Source organism: Gracilibacillus sp. JCM 18966 (assembly GCF_055392695.1).
In genome coordinates, this window is the sequence record NZ_AP043883.1 from 3,360,614 (window position 1) to 3,382,735 (window position 22,122).

22 protein-coding genes are annotated in these 22,122 nt (G+C 36.0%); 3 read left to right on the forward strand and 19 right to left on the reverse strand.

Features of this window, described 5'->3' with window-relative positions; translation table 11 throughout:
- The first annotated feature begins 85 nt into the window (after positions 1–85).
- Both ACZ5N5_RS16325 and ACZ5N5_RS16330 read left to right on the forward strand, forming a co-directional pair.
- Positions 86–196: a YjcZ family sporulation protein gene (locus ACZ5N5_RS16325; RefSeq protein ID WP_109984380.1), complete on the forward strand. Its 111-nt coding sequence runs from the start codon at positions 86–88 to the stop codon at positions 194–196.
- Between the two features lie 584 nt (positions 197–780).
- Positions 781–2,067: an IS110 family RNA-guided transposase gene (locus ACZ5N5_RS16330; protein WP_464372779.1), complete on the forward strand. Its 1,287-nt coding sequence runs from the start codon at positions 781–783 to the stop codon at positions 2,065–2,067.
- Positions 2,068–2,970: 903 nt separating this feature from the next.
- Here ACZ5N5_RS16330 and ACZ5N5_RS16335 read toward each other — a convergent pair.
- From ACZ5N5_RS16335 to mutS, 12 genes are all read right to left on the reverse strand, one after another.
- The gene (locus tag ACZ5N5_RS16335; protein WP_464372780.1) at positions 2,971–3,489 is read right to left on the reverse strand and encodes a hypothetical protein; all 519 of its coding nucleotides are present in this window, start codon (positions 3,487–3,489) and stop codon (positions 2,971–2,973) included.
- 69 nt (positions 3,490–3,558) lie between these two features.
- Positions 3,559–4,173: a hypothetical protein gene (locus ACZ5N5_RS16340; RefSeq protein WP_464372781.1), complete on the reverse strand. Its 615-nt coding sequence runs from the start codon at positions 4,171–4,173 to the stop codon at positions 3,559–3,561.
- A gap of 275 nt (positions 4,174–4,448) precedes the next feature.
- Positions 4,449–4,802, reverse strand: a complete 354-nt coding sequence (locus ACZ5N5_RS16345) for a hypothetical protein (RefSeq protein WP_464372782.1) — start codon at positions 4,800–4,802, stop codon at positions 4,449–4,451.
- A 118-nt stretch (positions 4,803–4,920) separates the two neighbouring features.
- Positions 4,921–4,977, reverse strand: a complete 57-nt coding sequence (locus tag ACZ5N5_RS16350) for a hypothetical protein (protein WP_464373791.1) — start codon at positions 4,975–4,977, stop codon at positions 4,921–4,923.
- A 179-nt stretch (positions 4,978–5,156) separates the two neighbouring features.
- Entirely contained in the window at positions 5,157–6,488 is a 1,332-nt protein-coding gene (gene glnA, locus ACZ5N5_RS16355) for a type I glutamate--ammonia ligase (protein ID WP_464372783.1), read from the reverse strand.
- A 23-nt stretch (positions 6,489–6,511) separates the two neighbouring features.
- Positions 6,512–6,901: a MerR family transcriptional regulator gene (locus ACZ5N5_RS16360; protein ID WP_109984385.1), complete on the reverse strand. Its 390-nt coding sequence runs from the start codon at positions 6,899–6,901 to the stop codon at positions 6,512–6,514.
- An 80-nt stretch (positions 6,902–6,981) separates the two neighbouring features.
- Positions 6,982–8,223: a methionine gamma-lyase family protein gene (locus tag ACZ5N5_RS16365; protein ID WP_054788849.1), complete on the reverse strand. Its 1,242-nt coding sequence runs from the start codon at positions 8,221–8,223 to the stop codon at positions 6,982–6,984.
- Positions 8,220–9,473, reverse strand: coding sequence for a GTPase HflX (gene hflX / locus ACZ5N5_RS16370; protein WP_464372784.1), 1,254 nt, complete (start codon positions 9,471–9,473; stop codon positions 8,220–8,222). Before hflX ends, ACZ5N5_RS16365 begins: the two co-directional genes overlap by 4 nt.
- Before the next feature lie 52 nt (positions 9,474–9,525).
- Positions 9,526–9,750 carry an RNA chaperone Hfq gene (hfq, locus tag ACZ5N5_RS16375; RefSeq protein ID WP_054788850.1) on the reverse strand — a complete coding sequence of 75 codons (225 nt, stop codon included), beginning with the start codon at positions 9,748–9,750 and terminating at the stop codon, positions 9,526–9,528.
- A 38-nt stretch (positions 9,751–9,788) separates the two neighbouring features.
- Positions 9,789–10,721: a tRNA (adenosine(37)-N6)-dimethylallyltransferase MiaA gene (gene miaA / locus ACZ5N5_RS16380; protein ID WP_464372785.1), complete on the reverse strand. Its 933-nt coding sequence runs from the start codon at positions 10,719–10,721 to the stop codon at positions 9,789–9,791.
- 71 nt (positions 10,722–10,792) lie between these two features.
- A complete protein-coding gene (mutL, locus tag ACZ5N5_RS16385; protein ID WP_464373792.1) occupies positions 10,793–12,634 on the reverse strand; it encodes a DNA mismatch repair endonuclease MutL in 1,842 nt (613 codons plus the stop codon).
- Between the two features lie 7 nt (positions 12,635–12,641).
- Positions 12,642–15,227: a DNA mismatch repair protein MutS gene (gene mutS, locus ACZ5N5_RS16390; RefSeq protein WP_464372786.1), complete on the reverse strand. Its 2,586-nt coding sequence runs from the start codon at positions 15,225–15,227 to the stop codon at positions 12,642–12,644.
- 148 nt (positions 15,228–15,375) lie between these two features.
- Between mutS and ACZ5N5_RS16395 the strand changes: the two genes are divergently transcribed.
- Positions 15,376–15,849: a DinB family protein gene (locus ACZ5N5_RS16395; RefSeq protein ID WP_054788865.1), complete on the forward strand. Its 474-nt coding sequence runs from the start codon at positions 15,376–15,378 to the stop codon at positions 15,847–15,849.
- Between the two features lie 211 nt (positions 15,850–16,060).
- On the opposite strand, the gene ACZ5N5_RS16400 is transcribed toward ACZ5N5_RS16395, so the two are convergent.
- The 7 genes from ACZ5N5_RS16400 to ACZ5N5_RS16430 all read right to left on the reverse strand — a co-directional run bounded on the left by ACZ5N5_RS16400 (position 16,061) and on the right by ACZ5N5_RS16430 (position 22,026).
- Positions 16,061–16,624, reverse strand: a complete 564-nt coding sequence (locus ACZ5N5_RS16400) for an outer spore coat protein CotE (RefSeq protein ID WP_054788851.1) — start codon at positions 16,622–16,624, stop codon at positions 16,061–16,063.
- Between the two features lie 218 nt (positions 16,625–16,842).
- The gene (locus ACZ5N5_RS16405) at positions 16,843–17,259 is read right to left on the reverse strand and encodes a YlbF/YmcA family competence regulator (protein WP_277677873.1); all 417 of its coding nucleotides are present in this window, start codon (positions 17,257–17,259) and stop codon (positions 16,843–16,845) included.
- A 1-nt stretch (position 17,260) separates the two neighbouring features.
- Complete coding sequence (gene miaB, locus ACZ5N5_RS16410; RefSeq protein ID WP_109984389.1) at positions 17,261–18,838, reverse strand: tRNA (N6-isopentenyl adenosine(37)-C2)-methylthiotransferase MiaB; 1,578 nt, start codon at positions 18,836–18,838, stop codon at positions 17,261–17,263.
- A gap of 85 nt (positions 18,839–18,923) precedes the next feature.
- Positions 18,924–19,838 (reverse strand): dipeptidase, encoded by a 915-nt coding sequence (locus tag ACZ5N5_RS16415; protein ID WP_464372787.1) that lies wholly within the window; start codon positions 19,836–19,838, stop codon positions 18,924–18,926.
- Between the two features lie 69 nt (positions 19,839–19,907).
- Positions 19,908–20,168: a stage V sporulation protein S gene (locus ACZ5N5_RS16420; RefSeq protein WP_003468886.1), complete on the reverse strand. Its 261-nt coding sequence runs from the start codon at positions 20,166–20,168 to the stop codon at positions 19,908–19,910.
- A gap of 142 nt (positions 20,169–20,310) precedes the next feature.
- Positions 20,311–21,108 (reverse strand): TIGR00282 family metallophosphoesterase, encoded by a 798-nt coding sequence (locus ACZ5N5_RS16425; protein ID WP_109984391.1) that lies wholly within the window; start codon positions 21,106–21,108, stop codon positions 20,311–20,313.
- A 99-nt stretch (positions 21,109–21,207) separates the two neighbouring features.
- Positions 21,208–22,026, reverse strand: a complete 819-nt coding sequence (locus tag ACZ5N5_RS16430) for an alpha/beta fold hydrolase (protein WP_464372788.1) — start codon at positions 22,024–22,026, stop codon at positions 21,208–21,210.
- Between the last annotated feature and the right edge of the window lie 96 nt (positions 22,027–22,122).

Sequence of the window (22,122 nt, forward strand, 5' to 3'; positions counted from 1 at the left end):
TAGAGTTTAGGTGACACCTGCCCGTTACAACTTTTAAAAATAAACATACAATACACTATCTGAGCTCAAGGAGGTGTTTCTTACTATGAGCGGTGGTACTGGTTATGGCTACGGTGGTGGCTTTGCATTGATTGTCGTATTGTTTATTCTACTAATTATTATTGGCGCATCCTTCTATGGTGGTTATGGTTATTAATATAATAATGATCTCGCACCCATAAAACCTCTTATTATGGGGAATACAGATAGGAAGTAACCTCCTTTTTGTATCTCCATTACATAGTCCATCACTCTTTTTCATCACTTACGACAAAAGAGACAATATTAGTTAGTTTCGGTATGAATAATTGTATAAAAAGCAAAATATACAACAGGATTTCCAAAATACAAAAAGGATGCCTTGGAAGAATCACGAAAACACAAAGCATCAATAAATTTTATGAGGCGAATTTGGAGTAAAGCATATGGGGACATAATATCCAAATATGTCCATAACCAAACAAAAACCCCTCAACACCAGAAGTGTCAAGGAGTTTCCTTCATTAAAATGCGGAAATGTATTGTTTTCTTTCCCAAGGGTGAGCTTGTTCTATTCACTACCATAAGAAAGTAGATATACTTTTTTACCATAACAAAAGGAAAAACTCTATAGAAGCTCCTGTTATAAGAAAATTTGAGGGATAATCACTGAATTTGAGAAATGCATAAAAAAAGCCCCCCTGGTACGATAGAGAGTGTCATGCATGACCTCGAATTAAGTACCGAAGGAGGACTTCTAGTATGGATTTTACACAAAATAAGCGAATTGCGCAAATCAATGAAGAAACATTAATTATTGGAGTAGATGTAGCGAAACGCAAACATGTCGCTCGGGCGATAGATGATCGTGGACGAGATCTGGTGAAACGGCTTGTCTTCACGAATTCCTATCAAGGTTTCTCCGAGCTGATAGATTGGGCCAAAAACTTGTCAGAAGAACATGGTCGACCAAACCTCATGATTGGGATGGAACCAACTGGTCACTATTGGCTTAATTTAGCCTATTATTTGAAAGCACAAGCAGTATCCGTGGTGGTTGTGAATCCGATGAAGGTAAAGCGATTCAAGGAAATGGACGACGACTCCCCAACAAAGAATGACACAAAGGATGCGAAAGTAATTGCACAAATCATGCGTGACGGTCGTTATCATGAGCCTACTTTACCCGAGGACGTGTACGCAGAATTGCGGGAAGGCATGAAGCTGTATGACATCATTCAAGAGGATGTAGCGTCCATTAAAGCGCAAATGCAAAATGCACTCGATCGATATTTCCCAGAATTTCTGACCGTCTTTAAAGACTGGACGGGAAAAGCTGCCCTCCATTTATTAGATAAGGGCTATTTGCCAGAAGATATTCGAAAAACATCCGAAGAAGCATTGCTTTCCGAGGTGAAACAGGCTGCGACACGAGCAGTTGGCATCAAACGTGTCCAAGCTTTAAAAGAAGCAGCTGAGAATAGTATTGGCCTGAAGGTAGGTTTAAGCATGGCACGCCAAGAAATTCGGTATCTTCTTGATCAGTATAGGATGTTGGAAGAACGATTAATCGCTCTGGAAGCACAACTGGAAGAACTCGTTCTCCATCTTCCTGGTGCTGATCAAATGTTAGCAATTAAAGGGGTAAGTGTCATCACTGTCGCTGGATTTTACGCAGAAGTTGGTGATTTATCTAATTATCAAGATCCACGCCAAATCATAAAATTAGCGGGATTGAACTTAAAGATGAATCAATCAGGTTTATTCAAAGGACAGACAACCATCACCAAACGTGGACGCAAAAGATTGCGGAATTTATTGTATCAAGTGGCAAGACCCTTATCGTTACACAATGAAGGTTTTAAACAGCTGCACCAATACTATCGCTATCGATCGAATAATCCGTTGTCAGGTAAACAATCGTTTATCGCATTAAGCAGGAAACTAATTAAGATATTTTTCACGATAGGAACACGCCAATGCGCATTCAGTGAAGAACGAATGCTTCGGGATATCCCAATGATTTCGAACAAACAGAAAGTCGCTTAATAGAAAGTAGAACATCGTTTACAAAAAACATTCTTGACAATTGAAGCACGGAGTAGCCGGTCGTTATTTTATCCATTAGGGCATAGACCCACTATAGGAGCATTTCCGGCCTCCACCATGGTCAGGTCGAACGAAGGAATTTACGCGCAAAGACGCCGAGAGACGTGGGAGGGTTCACCGCCATGAAATAGTGGAGATCCATTGTGCGATCATATCAGTAAATCCATTTAATGGAAATGGATCCATTCTCTCCAGTAGGCTATGACTATTAAATTCCATATTTATCATGATTATATAATAAAAGTAAAATGACTTGCCATGCACTTCAAAGAATCAAGAGATATTGGAAGTAAAACGATGAAATTCTAAGAATAATTTAATTCATTGAGGGAGGATATGTGGTTAAGATATTACCGATCAGATCAATTAAATACAGCTGAGCTTATCGGTCCACATGACATAACGCATTCCAAGCAATTCAACTGCTTTTACTCTGTCCTTTAAGTAAGGATCCTTATCCTCTAATTGCTGGGCACCTTCCGCCAATACCCACTGGAATCTATTCCGTATGTTCTCCACGCATCACAGAAGTGAGAAATTGCAGGTTATCATCTTGTTCGGAAATAGATTCTTTTTTCAATTCTTCCAAACGCTTGTAAATATAGGTTTTTTACGTTAGCATTTGTTAGCAATCTACTTCCACAAGATCTTGTTGCTGAATCCTTCTTTACATTTGGATAAGCGACCTTATAAGATGCTGCCACATTTCCTGTTCTGATATACTTGTCTGCAACCGTCTTTGTTTCTCTGTTAAATTAGTCATTTTACATAGCTCCTCACTCCTTTTTAGTCCATAAATAAAAGCACTCGTTTAGGAGTGCTTAAATCTTTTTTCAATTCTATTTATTTAACGAGTCTCTTCTTTATATTCTCTATTTGAGCAAGTTCATGTTGGTAGTTTTTTAGTTTTAATTGATTTGCCAAAATACCAAAAAAATTTTGTGAGTTATTAATGAAGGATTCTAAAAATATTTGTTCGTTAACTACCAAAGAATCTTCATCTATGTTTATCTTTGCTTGTCTAGCATTTTGTTTTTCTATTCTTACTTCAATCGGTTGACTAGGATAGTAAAAATTGGCTACTCCATGTTCCATATATTCTTCAATTGCATTCAAGTAGTAGGAATAAATGGTAGGTAAGTCATCAAAAAGAGGAATTTGACCAATTTCTTTATTATTAGATGAAAATATAACACTTCCTTCTAATAGCAAAATTCCATTTTCTACGTATTTATTTCTATTCTTCTCAATAAATTCAACCAAAAAGTTATTATTAAAACCACCAATATATTCTTCTGGTTCTCTTTTCAAAGCCTCTAAATCATAGATTTCTTTTACAAGATAGAAATTTTTTATATCCATTTAAACAACCTCGCTTTTTACTTTGGATATAGTTGTTTTATATGTCCTCTAGTTATTCCTAAAACATACTTAACACCATTTACTTTTCCTTGTACTTGGAACGTTGAATTTGTCCCTTTTGATCTTAATGTTTTGCTTCGCAATGCTTAAAGCAATATTTTTCACTTGATTAACTGATAAATTTGGATTATAAAAAGTTTGGTTTTTCTTTACCGTACCATTCCAATACTTTGGATGGTGTCTTTTTAACATATGTTTCATATCTGTTTTGGTTAGTTTAAATGTATAACTTCCTGTTTTAAAGGATTTTAAAGCATTTGTGACTTTTGATTTAGGTGCTTTTTTAAATACTTTAGAACCCCATTTGATTACATATTTTCCACCACTAATAACTAGTCGTGCTACCAAACCCCAAAAAAATGGTCGTACAATAGATCCAGATTCAATCTCTTCATCAATATTTTCAAGTGATTGCTCATCATCACTCTTAATATTCTTCCAATCTAGCTCTTGTAGACTATCGAATAGCTCAGGATTTTCTTCGTATGTAATAGAATTGTCTTCTTCTACAATATCAACCCAATTCTTAACTTCTTCCTTAGCTAATAAAACTGTAGGCAATAAAAACGAAAGCAGTAACATAAATGAAGTTAAAGCACTTAAATAAACAAAACTCTTTTTCATAATAACCCTCCCTAAATTTCAAAATTTTACATTTAATAGAAATATTATAATCTACACCTAATATTTCGTAAATATTTCTATATATTGTTTTTTAAGTTGAGAATGAGTTATTACCATATAACACGTTTATTTAATATCCATTAACATCCCCTTTCACTAAGTAAGCCCTTCACGACTTTAAAATTCGTAAATTCATTTAATTTTCATTCCTCGTACTTTCTCTTCTTTAACTTGTTGCAGTATACTTTTCAGGTAGATCGCTGAGGCTCTTCTATCTACTCCTTTTTTATACTTTTTATAAAAAGTAAAAAAAAGATACCGAATCCAATTAAATTAATCAAAGGCATTAATAAATTAATTTCAAACTCAATACTGTTAAATATCCCAATATAAATTGCTAATAAAGCTATTAAAAATGGCATATATTTTGAATAATCCAGCTCTTGTTCAATCTTTTCCATTCTAGCAATCCCTAATGTAATAGTAGATAAACTCAATTTTCGTATTTCATTTAAATGTATAATTGAATTTGAACTTCCATTCTTCAATCCAAAAATTGTTTGAAAGTTAGTTACTATGTCTTTCTCACTACTATTTAATAAAATATCTCTAATATCTTCTGAATTCATAGAAACACCTCCTATTTTACTTATCGGTAAAATTTAGCTTTATATAAAAAGTAATAGATCAAGAGATTAGCAAGTTTTTTGAATTGATATTTAATTTATTCTTAACTCTTTCAATATATTATTGTACAGTACTTTTACCAATTTCTAATTCTTCAGCAATCTCTGCATAACTCATTAAATAAGCTTTATGCAGTATAAAACACTATGAAGCACATTTTAATCAAATCACATTATCAAATGATGATTAATTTTTGTGGGTGTTTCGTGGGTGAGTTCGTGGGTGCTTAAAATAAGACAATTTTAAACACAAAACAAAAACCCCTCAACACCAGAAGTGTCAAGGAGTTTCCTTCCTTAAAATGCGGAAATGTATTGTTCTCTTTCCCAAGGGTGAACTTGTGTACGGAACATGTCCCACTCAATTTCTTTTGATTCGATAAAGTGTTCAAATAGGTGTTCACCTAATGCTTCAATGATTACTTCGTCTTTTTTCAATTCTTCTAAAGCATCAGCTAATGTTGCAGGTAAATCTTGAATACCATTAGCTTCTCTTTCTTCTTTGTCCATAATATAAATATTGCGATCAATTGCTTTTGGTGCTTCTAGATTATTTTTAATACCATCTAAACCAGAAGCTAATAGCACAGATAAAGCTAAGTAAGGGTTCGCCGCAGGGTCTACACTACGAACTTCCACTCTTGTACTTGCACCACGGGAAGAAGGAACACGAATTAATGGACTACGATTTGATCCAGACCATGCCACATAACAAGGTGCTTCATAGCCCGGTACTAAACGTTTATAAGAGTTTACTGTTGGGTTTGTTACCGCAGTAAAGGAAAGGGCATGCTTAATCGTACCAGCAATAAATTGATAAGCCGTATCACTTAATTGTAAAGGACCATTCTCATCTAAGAATGTATTCGTTTTTCCTTTAAACAAAGACATATTACAGTGCATACCAGATCCATTGACACCGAATAATGGTTTTGGCATAAATGTTGCATGCAAACCGTGCTTACGTGCAATGGTTTTTACTACTAACTTGAATGTTTGAATATCATCGGCATGTTTAAGAGCATCGGAATATTTAAAGTCAATTTCATGTTGACCTGGAGCTACTTCGTGGTGAGAAGCCTCTATTTCAAATCCCATTTCTTCTAATTCTAATACAATATCACGCCGGCAATTTTCACCTAAATCTGTTGGAGCAAGGTCAAAATAGCCACCTTTATCATTTAATTCAAGAGTAGGATCCCCTTTTTCGTCAAGCTTAAATAAGAAAAATTCAGGCTCCGTACCAATATTAAATGCGGTAAAACCTAAGTCTTCTGCAATTTTTAAATTGCGTTTCAAGTTATAACGCGGGCAGCCAGAGAAAGGAGTACCATCAGTATTGTAAATATCACAAATAAAACGTGCTACTTTACCTTTTTCTGATGTCCAAGGGAATACAACAAATGTGTCTAAATCTGGATATAGTTTCATATCAGATTCTTCAATTCGAACAAATCCTTCAATAGAAGATCCGTCAAAGACCATTTGATTATCCAAAGCTTTGTCTAATTGGCTTAGAGGAATTTCTACATTCTTAATTGTTCCAAGTAAATCTGTAAACTGTAAACGAATAAACTTGACATTTTCTTCTGCAATTTTGCGTTTGATCTCTTCTTTAGTTAATCCCATTCATTTATTCTCTCCTTTATTGTTTAATGGAAGAACCTAGATAGTTCTCCCTGTCTTAACGAAGTTTTGCCCAATCTGCCCGCATCCATTAATTCTTTTTGCAGGATTTTGCGAAGTTCTTTTTCCGATAATTCTTCTTCGCTTACTTTCTTTTCTTCCGTTTTTGGCATTTCCTTGATCAACAATACTTGTTTAATGCCAGCCAAATTAATTCCTTTTTCAATCAACTCTTTAATCTCCAATAGACGATCTACATCATTAAACGAAAAAAGACGTTGATTACCTTCTGTGCGAGAAGGATGAATTAATTGGTGTTGCTCATAATAACGGATTTGTCTTGCTGTTAGCCCTGTCAAGGACTTTACAATTCCGATAGAAAATAAGGGCATAGAACGTCGATCGATTTCGCTCATTACATAAACCCCTTTCTATAAAATTATGATATACTTATTATACATTATGCAGGTTATCTGTCAAGGGATGTTAGAAAACCTTACATATAAAATGGTGAATCATTCTTGATGCTATAAATTGCACTTGTGACGGCTAATTTAACATGAGCATAAGTTAAGCCACCCTGAACAAAAGCAATATAAGGTGGACGAATCGGACCATCGGCAGTTAATTCCAAGCTTGCACCTTGCATAAATGTGCCTGCCGCCATAATTACCTCATCTTCGTATCCAGGCATTGGTGCAGGATATGGTACTACATGTGAATTAATCGGAGACTGAGTTTGAATGGTCTGACAAAATTGAATCATCTGTTCTGCTGTATCAAACTCTACCGATTGAATGAGATCTGTTCTTTTCTCATGATAACTAGGAGAAGTACGAAAACCGTGTGAATTCAATACATAAGAAGAAAAGACAGCACCGCGAAGTGCCTCACTCACGGTATGTGGTGCTAAGAATAATCCTTGATACATTTCTTGAAGCATGCCAAGGCTTGCACCAATTTCTTTCCCGATTCCAGGTGCAGTTAAACGAAATGCAGCCATTTCCACTAATTCTTTTTTTCCTGCTACATAGCCTCCCGTTCTCGCGATCCCTCCACCTGGGTTTTTGATTAAAGAACCTGCGATGATATCTGCACCAACTTCTAGGGGTTCCTTCGTCTCTACAAATTCGCCATAGCAATTATCTACGAAAATGATCAGATCTTTTTTTATTCTCCTAAGCTCTTCGATTGCTTTTTCTATTTTTTCAATAGAAAGTGATGGTCTACTATCATATCCTTTAGAGCGTTGAATGGCGACAACCTTTGTATTTGACTGGATAGATTTTTCTACTTCCTTCATATTAATGTCCCCATCAAGCAGTGGAACATAATCATACTCAATGCCAAAGTCTTCTAACGCCCCTCCCTTTCTATCATCTGATTTAATTACTTGTTCTAACGTATCATAGGGCTTACCTGTTATGTAAAGCAGTTGATCATTTGGGCGAAGCACACCAAATAGCGCTAATGTTATGGCATGGGTACCGGAGGAGATTTGTGGGCGAACAAGGGCATCCTCGGCTTTGAACACCGAGGAATATACCGCTTCTAGCTTATCTCTTCCATAGTCGTCATAACCGTAGCCAGTAGTTGGATTAAAATCACTGTCACTTACCGCTAGCTTTTGGAACGCTTCTAACACCTTCTTCTGGTTATATAATTCGTTTGCTTGTATTCTTTGCAAATATGGCTCAATTTGTTTCTCTATTTTTTTAATTTCTTCTGAAATCGTCATTGTTGCTGGAACTCCTTTATTTCACGCATAATGGGATGGCTTTGGTCGACAAAGCCTTTCACTAAATAGCCCTCTGTTACTTCCTGATAAGCCAATTCATCTATAATAGAATGCTTTTTTAAACGATTAAGTGTTCGACTTTCACTTTCAGGAATAAGACATTGATATGGCTGCATTTGTTCGGAAAGAAATGCTTCGATTTTTTCCTTTAATTGTAATAAATCTGCCTCATTCCTCGCACTCATTAAATAATATGGATGGCTATGTGGGATAAAATCATCCGAATCGATCAAATCTTTTTTATTATAGATGGTCAATACCGGTATTTCACTAGCTTCTAGTTCCTTTAATTGCTGTAATACCGTTTCTTCATGATCCTCTTTATCTGGTGCTGCTACATCGATAACATGTAAGATTACATCAGCTTCTTTTACCTCTTCTAAAGTCGACCGAAATGCTGCGATTAGTGATGTTGGTAAATCCTGAATAAAACCAACTGTATCTGTTAAGATTAGTTCCAATCCTTTTGGAAGTCGTAGCTTTCTTGTCAACGGATCAAGTGTTGCAAATAACTTATCTTCCTGTAATGACTCACTTCGAGTCAAGGCATTAAAAATGGTTGATTTCCCTGCGTTCGTATAACCGACAATAGCAATTTGCAACAAGTGATTTTTCCTTCTTTTACTACGATACTGTTCCCTTTGATTGACAACTGACTTTAATTGATACTTAAGCTCATCCATTCTCCTTTGGATATGTCTGCGATCTGTTTCTAACTTTGTTTCACCTGGACCTCTTGTTCCAATTCCAGCCCCTAGTCTCGAGAGATCGGTACCCTGACCACGTAATCTTGGAAGCATGTACGCATATTGCGCTAATTCAACTTGCAATTTTCCTTCCCTTGTTTGCGCTCTTGCGGCGAATATATCTAGAATAAGCTGACTTCTGTCAATAATTCGAACTTCAAGGTAATCCTGAAGATTCCGAATTTGCCCCCCAGATAACTCATGATTGGCAATCACCACATCGATTTCTTCTTCTACACATATAGCTTTAATTTCTTCAAGCTTTCCTTCGCCGACATATGTAGCAGGATGTGGATTGATTCGTTTTTGTGTAAGGGTATGGACAACCATACCATCAGCTGTTTTTGCTAAAGCCTTTAATTCCTCTAGTGAATAGATAAATCGGTCATTCTCGTCTTTCTCTGTCATAATTGCGATTAACAAAACTCGTTCTATTCTGATCACCTACTTTTTATCACTCAAATCAAATGGCGCTATTCATCATAGCGCCACTTTTTTATTCCTTATCTAGTGTTACATTTTTAGCGGGAGAAAATGTAGAAATAGCATGCTTAAAAATTAACTGCTGCTTACCTTCAGTTTCAAGCAGAACAGTAAAGTTATCAAAAGCTTTTACTACTCCTCTTAATTGGAAACCATTTGTTAAGAAGACCGTAACGGGAATGCGTTCTTTTCGTAATTGATTTAAGTATTGGTCTTGAATATTGACTGATTGAGACATTGCAAATCCTCCTCATTTTTCTCTATACTTTACTAATTCTATTTTTTTATTAGGAATCCTTCTAAATCACTTAAAATAATTCGAAAAACTTTCTCCTTCGTCTCAGGAAGTATGGAATACCATTGTACCGGCATTTTATTTTTGAACCAAGTATATTGTCTTTTGGCAAACCTTCTAGAATTTCTTTTCAAAAGATCCAAGGCACCTTCTAGTGATATCTCGCCTTTATAATATGGTATCAATTCCTTATATCCGATCCCACGCATAGACTGTGTGTGTTCATATCCATTATCAAGCAATTTCTTCACTTCTTCTAAAAGGCCATCTTCTACCATCTGATCCACTCTTGCATTAATTCGATCATACAATACAGCTCGGTCCATATCTAATCCAACAATATAAGCATCATAGAGCATCTCATTCTGATCCTGTTGGTATTCTGTCATCGTCTTGCCTGTCCGATCATATACTTCTAATGCTCTTATTAATCTTCGCTTATTATTGAGATGTATTTTCTCTGCTTGTTCAGGATCGATTTGCTTTAATCTCTCATAAACTGCTTCTATACCTTTTGTTTCGATTTCTGATTCAATTCTTTGCTGATAAATAACATTACGTTCTTCCTCTGCGAACTGATAGTCATAAAGTACGGATTGGATATATAAACCCGTGCCACCGGCAATAATCACGGCTTTATTACGCGCAGCAATTTCTCGAATGGATTCTCTAACTCTTTTTTGAAAATCAGCAACTGAAAAAGAGTCTGCTGGATCTAAAATGTCAATAAGATGGTGAGGAATACCAGCCATTTCCTGTTCCGTTACTTTTGCCGTACCAATATCCATTTCACGGTATACCTGCATGGAATCTCCGCTAATTATTTCTCCATTAAATTCTTTGGCAACTTTAATACTTAAAGCTGTCTTACCAACAGCAGTTGGGCCTACTACTACGATTATTTTCTGCTTCATACTTGCTCCCTTTCATGGGTGACACTTCTATCATCACTAGTATACACGATAACGATCATTTCTTCATCTTTTTACATAACTCGTTTAAACATTTTCTCCATTTCATATTTTGTAAATTGAATAATAATCGGTCGTCCATGAGGACAAGTAAAAGGCTCCTCGCAAGCTCTTAAATCATCTAGTAATCTTCGCATATCTTCCAAGTTTAAATAATGATTCGCCTTTATCGATCTTTTACACGACATGAGGATCGCTGCTTCTTCTCTTAACTTAGGAATATTTACTCTCTGATCTCGTATTAATTGATCGATAATCTCACGAATAATTTCCTCTTCTTCCCCTTTCGGAAACCAGCTAGGATAAGAACGGATAAGATACGAATGATGGCCAAATGATTCAAAGAATAAACCTATTCTCTTTAACTCTTCCGAATATTGTTCAATAAACAGTGCTTCTTGCTGTGTAAATTCAAATGTGATTGGAACAAGTAAATCCTGCAGTTCTCGTTCTACCTCCCCAATTTTTTCACGGAAAAACTCATACTTTATCCGCTCTTGGGCTGCATGCTGATCAATGATATATAACCCTTCATCATTTTGAGCTAGAATATAGGTTCCATGATGCTGTCCGATTGGATAGAGTGTCGGTACTCGTTCCTCTATAGATTCGTTTTCTATCTCTTGTTTTTCGTCCTGTTCCAGCCAATTTTCATGAAGCAATATCTTCTCGGAAGATGTTGCGATATTGTCATCATGTTGTTGCTCGATGTTTGGCTCTACTAAAGGACCTTCATTAATCTGAAAATTAGATGCACTATCCTCTTGAGGAGTTGGCTGTTCCTCTGTTGGCTGAGAGGATTCTTCGAAATAAAACTGTGGCTGGACCGTTTTTTCTTTTTCTACAGACTTAGGTGCACCACTTGGTATTAAGGTTTCTTGATGAAAAGCATCCTTAATCATTTGTTCAACAGCTGCAAATAGCTCTTTTTCTTTACTAAAACGCACCTCTAGTTTGGTTGGATGGACATTTACATCAATTAAGATTGGATCCATTTCGATTTGTAATACAACGATAGGCTGACGACCAATCGGAAGAAAGGTATGATATCCATTGGCAATCGCTTTTGCTAAACCAATACTACGAACATATCTCCCATTAATTACCGTTGTAATATAATTCCTCGACGCTCGTGTTATCTCTGGTTTTGCAATATACCCTTTCACTTCATAATCCATTGTCCGCGCTCTAACTGGAATCATTTTTTTCGCTACTGAAAAACCATAAATGGCTGCAATAATTTGTAATGTGTCCCCTTTTCCGGAAGTTTGAAAAATTCTTTTACCATTGTGTGTTAGTTCAAAACGAATATCCGGGTGGGAAAGTGCCATCCGATTAATAATATCAGTAATGTGCCCTAATTCAGTATGGACGGTTTTTAAATATTTTAACCGTGCAGGCGTATTAAAAAACAAGTCTTTTACCGTAATCTCTGTTCCTCTTCTCGCATCACTATATCCTTCTGATTGTAGCTCTCCACCTTCCAGCTCCAGCACGGTTCCTGCCTCTTCACCTGTCGAAGTCTGAATTCGCAATCTACTAACAGCGGCAATACTTGCTAATGCTTCACCTCTAAAGCCTAATGTCTTCACATGAAAAAGGTCATTTTCATTCGTAATCTTACTTGTTGCATGTCGTAGAAAAGCATTCTTACATTGATCAGCCGGGATTCCCACTCCATCATCTGTTACTTTAATGGTTTGAAGTCCTGCTTCTTCTATATCTACTTTTATCCAGTTACTTTTGGCATCTACACTGTTCTCTACCAGTTCCTTTACGACAGAAGCTGGGCGTTCTACTACTTCTCCTGCCGCAATTTTATTGGCTAGAAAATCTGGTAGTTCCATAATTTTCATCATAGAATCAACCCTTTTTTACCTGTTTTTGCAATTGATATAATTGATTCATTGCTTCCATTGGTGTCATTTCTAAAATGTTTAACTTTTTTAACTTATTGACAAGTTCTGACTCTGCTTGTTTTTCTTTTTGCTTCATTGGTTTCTCTTCCACAAAGAAGCTCATCTGCTCTATATCAGATGCTTTAGAGTCTATGGAACGATGAGTCATACTGCTGTCGTTATTTTCCAATTGCTCTAAAATGACGTTGGCTCGATTGATCAAAGAATCGGGTAAACCAGCAAGCTTAGCGACATGGATTCCATAGCTCTCATCCGCAGCACCTTGATGAATTTGATGTAGAAATACGACTTCCTCGTTAATTTCTTCTGCACGAACGTGAATATTTCTTAACCCATTGAGCTTTTCTTCTAAACTAGTTAACTCATGATAGTGTGTAGAAAATAGGGTCTTGGCATGGATATACTCATGAATATGCTCAATAATCGCTTGAGCAATGGCCATTCCATCATACGTGCTCGTGCCTCGACCAATTTCATCCAGTAGAATAAGACTATTGTTCGTTGCGTGTTGAACAGCATGCTTGGCCTCTAGCATCTCCACCATAAATGTACTTTGTCCAGATACAAGATCATCTGCAGCACCAATTCTAGTGAAGATCTGATCAAATATAGTAAGCTGCGCTGATTTTGCTGGAACAAAACAGCCAACCTGTGCCATGATGATAGTGAGCGCTAATTGTCTCATATACGTACTTTTACCAGACATATTTGGCCCAGTAATTAGTAACATAAACTTATCTTCATCTAATTGAATATCATTTGGGACAAATGCCTCTTCTTTCATGACTTTTTCTACTACAGGATGACGGCTTTCCACAAGCTTAACACTATTAGTATTTGTGAAGGTTGGGCGAACATAATTATTCTCTTCACTAACCGTTGCAAAGCATTGTAGAACATCGATTTCACTAATTCGTTCCGCTAGCTTTTGTAAGGCAGGGATATACTGTTTTACCTTCTCGCGAATTTCCAAAAATAATTGATATTCTAGCTCAACGCTTTTTTCTTCTGCTTCTAGTATCAGTTTTTCCTTCTCTTTTAAATCATTCGTAATAAATCTTTCTGCATTTGTTAAAGTTTGTTTTCTTTCATATCTACCTTCTGGAATAAGGTGAAGATTGGCCTTTGTTACTTCGATATAGTACCCAAATACTTTATTAAAGCCAACCTTTAATGACTTTATATTCGTTGCTAGCTTCTCTTTTCTTTCTAGCTCTGCTATCCAGTCCTTTCCATTACGGGAGGCATCTCTATACTGATCTAGTGTAGCATGAAATCCGTCCTTTAGGATATTGCCATCTGTAATCGATAATGGTGGCTCCTCGATAATACTTTCTTCCAATAAGTTGGTTAGTTGTGGTAAGGAATCTAACTCTTCTGCTAATTGATTTAGTGCTTTATTATCAAAATGATGTAGTAATTGTTGTATCAACGGAACATTTTTTAATGATTTTTTTAATTGAATGAGATCACGTGCATTAACATTTCCAAAGGAAACCCTCCCTGATAGGCGCTCTAAATCATAAATAGATCTTAATGCTTCCCGTAAACCTTCTCGTTCCATAAATTGATCATAAATACCTTCTACCATATCTAAACGGGCTTCAATCAACGAGCTTGTGAGCAATGGCCTTTCTAGCCATTTTTTTAATTTTCTTGCCCCCATTGCCGTTACTGTGCGATCAATGACCCATAACAAACTCCCGAATTTTTCTTTTCTCATCATAGAAGCGGTAATTTCCAAATTGCGTTTGGAATACATATCCAAGGTCATGTATGCTTCTAATTCAATTTCTTGCGCCTTCTTCAAATGTTCAAACGAACGTTTTTGAGTTTGAAAGAGATAATTGTATAGTGTCATACAAATATCGTGTAGCTCTCTATTCCTTACATCCTCAATTAATATCTGCATATTATCAGGAAATTTCTCGTGACGAGGGGTAGAAAGCGTCAATTGCATTTTTTCGATTAATTCGCGTTGATAATCCTCCTCTAGCTCCTTCTCTACAATAACCTCCTTTATCGGGCGATTAAATAATTCACTTAATACTGCTTGCCAGCCTCTGGTTATTTTCATTACGAAGGTTTCCCCTGTTGTCATGTCAGAATAAGCAAAAGCAAACGTAGATGGACCTATTTTTTCTATAGCTGCTAAATAATTATTCTCTCGGTCATTTAGCATTTTTCCTTCCATCACCGTACCAGGTGTGATCAATTGGACCACTTCCCGTTTTACTACACCTTTTGCCACTTTTGGATCCTCCACTTGCTCACAAATGGCTACCTTATAACCTTTTTCTATTAATGTTTTTATGTAATTTTCGGCAGAGTGGTACGGTACCCCACACATCGGAATTCTGTCTGCTGTTCCTCCATCTCTACTTGTTAACGTAATTTCTAGTTCTTGTGCAGCTTTCTTAGCATCTTCAAAAAACATTTCATAAAAATCGCCTAAACGAAAAAATAGAAAACTATCTTTATAGTCAGATTTTATTTTTAAATATTGCTGTATCATCGGCGTATAACCCATTATTTTTCCTCCAACATTGCTATCATTCATTCCACATTATAACACAGAATAAGAAGAGTTGAGAAAGGTTGAAGTCAAAAGCTATTACATGAAAGAAAAAGGAAGATTTGATATAGTTAAACTAGATGTTATAAAAGGAGTTGATAGAATGTATCGCAAGGTAGAAGATTTTTTAGTAGATTGGAAAAATGAAGCTGATGGAACAAGTAGGGTTCTTGCAGCGATGACAGATGATAAGCTCGAACAAGCTATTGTACAGGGGCATAACACATTAGGATGGCTAGGCTGGCATTTAGCAACATCTCCTGCTTTATTTGCAGGGTTAGTAGGACTTGATGTGAAAGCCAATTCTCAACAGGAAATACCAGATAACGTACAAACAATTTTAGATGCCTATAAGAAAATAGTAAACGATATACAGGAAGCCGTCGAACAACAGTTAACAGATGAGTTACTAAATGAAGAAGTAGAAAGCTTTGGTTCGATGGTTCCACGTGGTGCCTTACTCAAGAAATTAGTGGATCATCAAACACATCATCGCGGACAAATGACCGTTCTCCTTCGTCAAGCTGGACTAACTGTTCCAGGTGTTTTGGGGCCTACTAAAGAAGAAAGTAATTAAGAGAATCCCATGTAGCAAACATCCATCGTATGGTTTGAGACATTGCTTAGCTTCTGGTGGTTCAAGTTACATATGCCAATTTGTATAGGAAGCCAAGCACTTAAACGTTCTGTATAAGTGCTTGTTTCTTATACATGAGTCTTCCATTAGTAGGAGCTTACGGACGATTTTGCAAAAAAAATACAGTGTGGAAATTGCCACACTGTAAGTATTACTCTTCCTCATCATTTGCAAGAAAATCTGGATCGATCGAGTCTAGTTCATCATCTGAGATGGCTAAATCCCATTCTTCATCATCGTAAACTTTTCCTTCTGGATCAACTTTTACGCAAACTTTCGTTTCTCCAACCACTTCCACAAGAAACTCACGTTCTACATCAACTTTGATCTTATTTCCTTTTGTTTCAATCGTACATTCTAAACAATTAGGCTGCTGAATGACCTTTGCAATTACTTCACATTCATCCCCTAGATGATGTTTGTCACGAATGGATAAAGGTATTTTATCGCAATATTCAACTCGTTCAGAAACTACCTCAGTCTTCGTATTATCATTGAAAGCATACCATACATTAGCATCATAGCTTCCTTTAATTTCAACTGTTTCGTCGTTGATAAGTTTTGCATGATAGTGATGATTTATAATCCAACAGCCAAGTATACTTGAAGGTCGATGAGTTGGTGTAATATAATTCGTATCTTGTTTGAACTTTCTACCTTTGCCAATTACCGCTTTCGTAATAATTTCTCGGTATTGTTGGTCAAGAAAAGACATGTAATGTTAACCTCCCTCTTAATTCATTTCCATCATATGCGAGATATTCACCTATAGTGCCTAAATCTTTTTAAGGAGTGTAGGCCATAGATTCTACTCCATCCTATGCAAATGCCTAGAAATGTGTACATAAAAGAGAGGATTTTTTCATTGAAAGCAATATCTAGAAGCTAATAAAAGCATCACTATAGAAATTCTATAATGATGCTCCATTTTTACTAACAATGTTCATTTTTACTGGAACCAGTAGTACCTGCAAGTACGTCCCCACCAGTTGAACGAATGACTTCATTGGTAATTTCACGAGCAATGGTGTTGGTTACTAATTGTAAAATATCATTAATAACAACCTGTGTATCCTTAAATTCTTGTACGATAGGAATTTCGTCAATTTCTGCTTGTAATCGGTCGATTTCTTTTTCTACCTTTTTCAAGGCTTCTTCCTTACCATATGCTTGAAAGTTAACTGCTTGCTTTTGCAATGCTTTGATTTTTTTAATCGTACTTTGAATTTTAGTACTTTCATTAAGTTTTGCTTCTAACTGCTTGAATCGCTCAATTTCTTCCATACTGGCCATCTTCATAGCCAAATCATGCGCTTCTTCTAATACCTCTTTTTTTGTATATTTTGCCATATTAATTCACCTCAACTGCTGACTCAACTAATTCTCCATCTAATGTCCACGTTTTGGTATTCGTGATTTTCACTTCGACGATTTCCCCAATAATAGATTTTGGTCCTTTGAAATTAACTAATTTATTACGTTCTGTATATCCTGAAAGAACGTCTGGATCCTTTTTACTTTCGCCTTCCACAAGAACCTTGACCGTTTTACCTTCATAATGTTTCATAGCCTCTGCAGATTGTTTATTTACTAATGCATTCAGACGTTGCAATCTTTCTTTTTTCACTTCCATTGGAATATTATCTTCCCATTTAGCTGCTGGTGTACCTTCTCTCGGTGAATAGATAAAGGTATAAGCACTCTCAAAGCCTACCTCTTCGACTAATGACATCGTTTGCTCAAATTGTTCATCTGTTTCGTTAGGGAATCCTACAATAATATCTGTTGTTAATGTAGCATTCGGCATAGCTTCTCGAATCTTGCGGACAAGCTCTAAGTAATCCTCTCTTGTATAGCGTCGTGCCATAACTCGTAAAACCTCTGAACTACCTGATTGTACTGGAAGATGAATATGATCTAATAAGTTTCCACCTTTTGCGAGTACTTCAATTAAATGATCATCAAAGTCTCTAGGATGGGATGTCGTGAAACGAACTCTAGGAATATCAATCTTTCGGATTTCATCCATTAAGTCCCCTAAACCATAGTCTATGTCCAAATCCTTGCCATAAGCATTGACGTTTTGTCCAAGTAAAGTAATTTCTTTATAACCTTGGGCAGCTAAATGGCGAACTTCCTGAATAATATCCTCTGGACGACGACTTCTTTCCTTACCTCTTGTATATGGAACGATGCAATATGTACAGAACTTATCACACCCATACATAATATTCACCCATGCTTTAATCTTACCATTACGAACCTTAGGTAAATTTTCAATAATATCTCCTTCTTTTGACCACACTTCTACCACCATTTCTTTACCGAACATTGCCTCATTGATTAGTTTCGGTAATCGATGAATATTGTGTGTACCGAAGATAAGATCGACAAATGGATGCTTTTTCAAAATACGGTTTACTACTGATTCCTCTTGAGACATACAGCCACAAACACCAATAATTAAATCAGGATTTTCTGTTTTTAATGGCTTTAAGTGCCCAATTTCTCCAAACACTTTATTTTCCGCATTCTCACGAATTGCGCAAGTATTTAATAAAATGATATCTGCATCATCCGTACTATCTGTTGATTGATATCCCATATTCGTCAAAATACCTGCCATTACCTCTGTATCATGTTCATTCATTTGACAGCCATAAGTACGAATTAAAAATTTCTTCCCTTTTCCAACAGCTCGCATCTCTAAAGGAATATCAAAATCATAATGAATATCTACGTCTTTTTTTCGTCGACTTCTGGCTTTCTTTAAGTTTGGTGGCTCATAGGTAGTTTGAAAATATTTTGATATTAATTCATCACTTGAAAGCTTTTTTAAGCGGTCTAAATTGCGATTCGGTTCGGATTTTACGTCCGTTGAATCACTTTGCTTAATTTGTTGACTTTCTAATCGTTGTTTCTCGTTCATTCTTTAAAAACTCCTTTCACAAGATCAAGAAAAACTACTTCATCTATTATATGGGATATAGAGACGAATTACAAAATCTAATTACCTAGAATGGTAAATTTTCAACGAAATTGTTGGACGTAATTCGATTTAGCGTATAATCTGATAATAAAGTTTTTAAATAGGAAATAAAGGCTGGATATTGATCAATGTTCTTTAATTGATCTGCTAAGTCATCACTACCATCAAAATCTGATCCAAAAATGATATTCTTTTCTGCGCCTTTATGTAGTAAATAATCAATATGCTGGTAGATATCATCATACGTGACGTATTGCTTAGTAGTAAGGAACTCGCGAACAAAGTTAATACCAATTAGACCCCCTTTTTCTATCAATACCTGGATTTGCTTGTCATCTAAATTACGCGGATGTGGATGAACAGCTTGCACGTTTGCATGGGAGACCATTGGAAAATCAGCTAACTGAACGGCCTCAAAAAACCCACTATAAGATATATGGGCTAAATCTGTCCATATGTTGTATTGATTCAATAACTGGATTACTTCCTTCCCAAACTCTGTTAATCCAGCACCTCTTTGCTCCATCACTCCATCTGTCACAAGGTTTGGATTATTCCAGGAGAGTCCGACCATTTTTACACCTAGACGTAGTAGTATCCTTAACTTATAAAGATCACTGCCAATTAAATCCAACCCTTCCAATGTAAGTATAGCCCCACGTTCCGTATTTTTTAGCGAGAGAATTTCTTGCTTATTCGTAATAAATTTTATCTCGGGATATGGTTGAATGATTTTGTCGAAAAAGAGGTCAATCATCTGTAGTCCTGTCGTGAATTTCGCTTCCATTGGTACTTCAGGTGGTACAAAAATGGCAAAGCATTGAACTTGGACATTACTGTTCAGCCATTTCTCTCTATTTACAGATAAACGGGAGTCATTTGCAAATTCATAGGCTTTTGACCACATTTTCCAAAGTGCGTCACAATGACAATCAATCATTTCCCCTTCTCCTCCTATCTAAAAAACCTGTTTGTCCGGAAACAAACAGGTTAATCCATTATATCGATCTTATCTTGGTTCTACAATAAGTTTAATGGCCGTACGTTCTTCATTATCAATCATGATATCAGTAAAAGCCGGAATACAAATGAGATCTACTCCACTTGGGGCTACAAAACCACGAGCAATAGCAACTGCTTTCACTGCTTGATTTAATGCACCAGCACCAATTGCTTGAATTTCTGCGGAACCACGTTCACGTAAGACATTTGCAAGTGCGCCTGCTACAGAATTCGGATTTGATTTTGCTGAAACTTTTAATATGTCCATTCCCTAGTACCTCCTTCAATTCCTATTGTTATCCCACTTTTACTATATTCAGCTACATGAAAGATATTCCTTTTTATTATGAAGGATAAGATAAGAAAATTCAAATCTTTTGTCAGGTTTTCTCAGTACTGTCAAGGCTTGTTTAAGAGAAGAATGGATGATCATCATTGATTTGTACTCTATCAATCTGCTTGGATTTTCCAGTCACTGGATCTATATCAATAACCACTGCACTTAATTGTGTCGGACCGGATTTGGGAACTTCAAATCGAACAGGTAAACCAGTTAAAAATTTTTTTATAACGGCCTCTCTATCCATTCCCAATATCCCATCATACGGTCCAGTCATACCGACATCACTGATATAGGCTGTTCCATTAGGCAACACACGATTATCTGCTGTTTGTACATGTGTATGTGTCCCCACAACAGCACTTACTTTACCATCCAAATACCAGGCAAATGCTTGTTTTTCACTTGTCGCTTCTGCATGAAAATCTACAAATACGATATTGGTTCTTTTTTTCGCAAGTTTAAGCAGTTCATCTATTTTACGAAAAGGATCATCTGCTGGCTGCATAAAAGTGCGGCCAAGTATATTAATTACTGCAATTTCTTTCCCATTAGATTTTACAAAAACTACTTCCTTTCCTGGCGTACCAGGCGGTAGATTAGCAGGGCGGACCATGTAAGTTGCTTCATCAATAAACTGGAAAATGTCTTTCTTATCCCATGTATGATTTCCCATCGTAATCGCTTGAACGCCAGATTCCAACAAGTTTTTATAAATTTTTTCGGTTATTCCTTTACCTGCTGCTGCATTCTCACCATTTACAATCGTTACATGTGGTTGATATTTTGACTTTAATTTCGATAAATAGCTTTGCACCATTTCTCTGCCTGGAGATCCAACAATATCTCCGATAAATAATAATCTCATGTTTTGACTACCTTTCTCTGTTTATACCAACAGTTTTACATACTACGAGAAAAAAGTCCAATTCTTCTAATTTTAGAGGCAGAAATATAAAGAACCTAACTATTTAATTAAAAAAGCTAATATATGAGAAAATATTTGAGTTGGTTTTTCCTCTAATACTAAATGTCCAGAATCAGGAATAATATGGAGTATAGAATTTGGAATAGATTCATTAAGCTGGTGGGCTTTTTCAACTGGTATCCACTCATCTTTTTCTCCCCATAATATGAGTGTAGGGACATTCATATCTTTATATTGGGCTTCTATTTCTTTCGTATATTTCATATCTGATTGAGCAATCTGGCGATAGAATGCCTTTTTCCCCTTTTCATTACACCAATAGCTAACTATACTTTTGATAATGTTTTCATCTAATGGATTATATAAAGCACTCTTAACATAAGTTGTCACTAAATTCTCATGTATATAGTCTGGTAACCCTTGAAAGGCTTCTTCGTAGTTAGCTATATGTCGAAAGAATGGTGAACCCCATTCTCCTATAGCCACAGGATCTATTAAAACAATCTTTTCAAAATCTATTTGATTTACAATATGGGTTCTTAGTACTGTACCCCCACCAAAATCATGACCAATTATGATAGGTTTAGAAACATCCAAATGTCTTAATAATTCATTTAATACTTCATTTTGTATCCCTAATGATACGTCAGTCTCTATTTTCTCTGATTGCCCGTAACCAATTAGATCATAATAATATACCTTATACCAATCACTCAAAGCATCAATTAAATGTCTATAGTTATAAGCTGACCAAGGTGTACCGTGTACTAGAACCAAAGCTTTACCTTCCCCTTTGACGTCGTATTTTATTTTTCCATAGCTAGATTGAAAAGACTTGGTTAAACGAAAGTTACTCATTTCATCACTCCATAAAATTTAATTGAAAAATTCACCTTGGTTGATCACATGTATTTGCTAGTAAAAGGAGAAAAAATTTTATCTAATAAAATATCC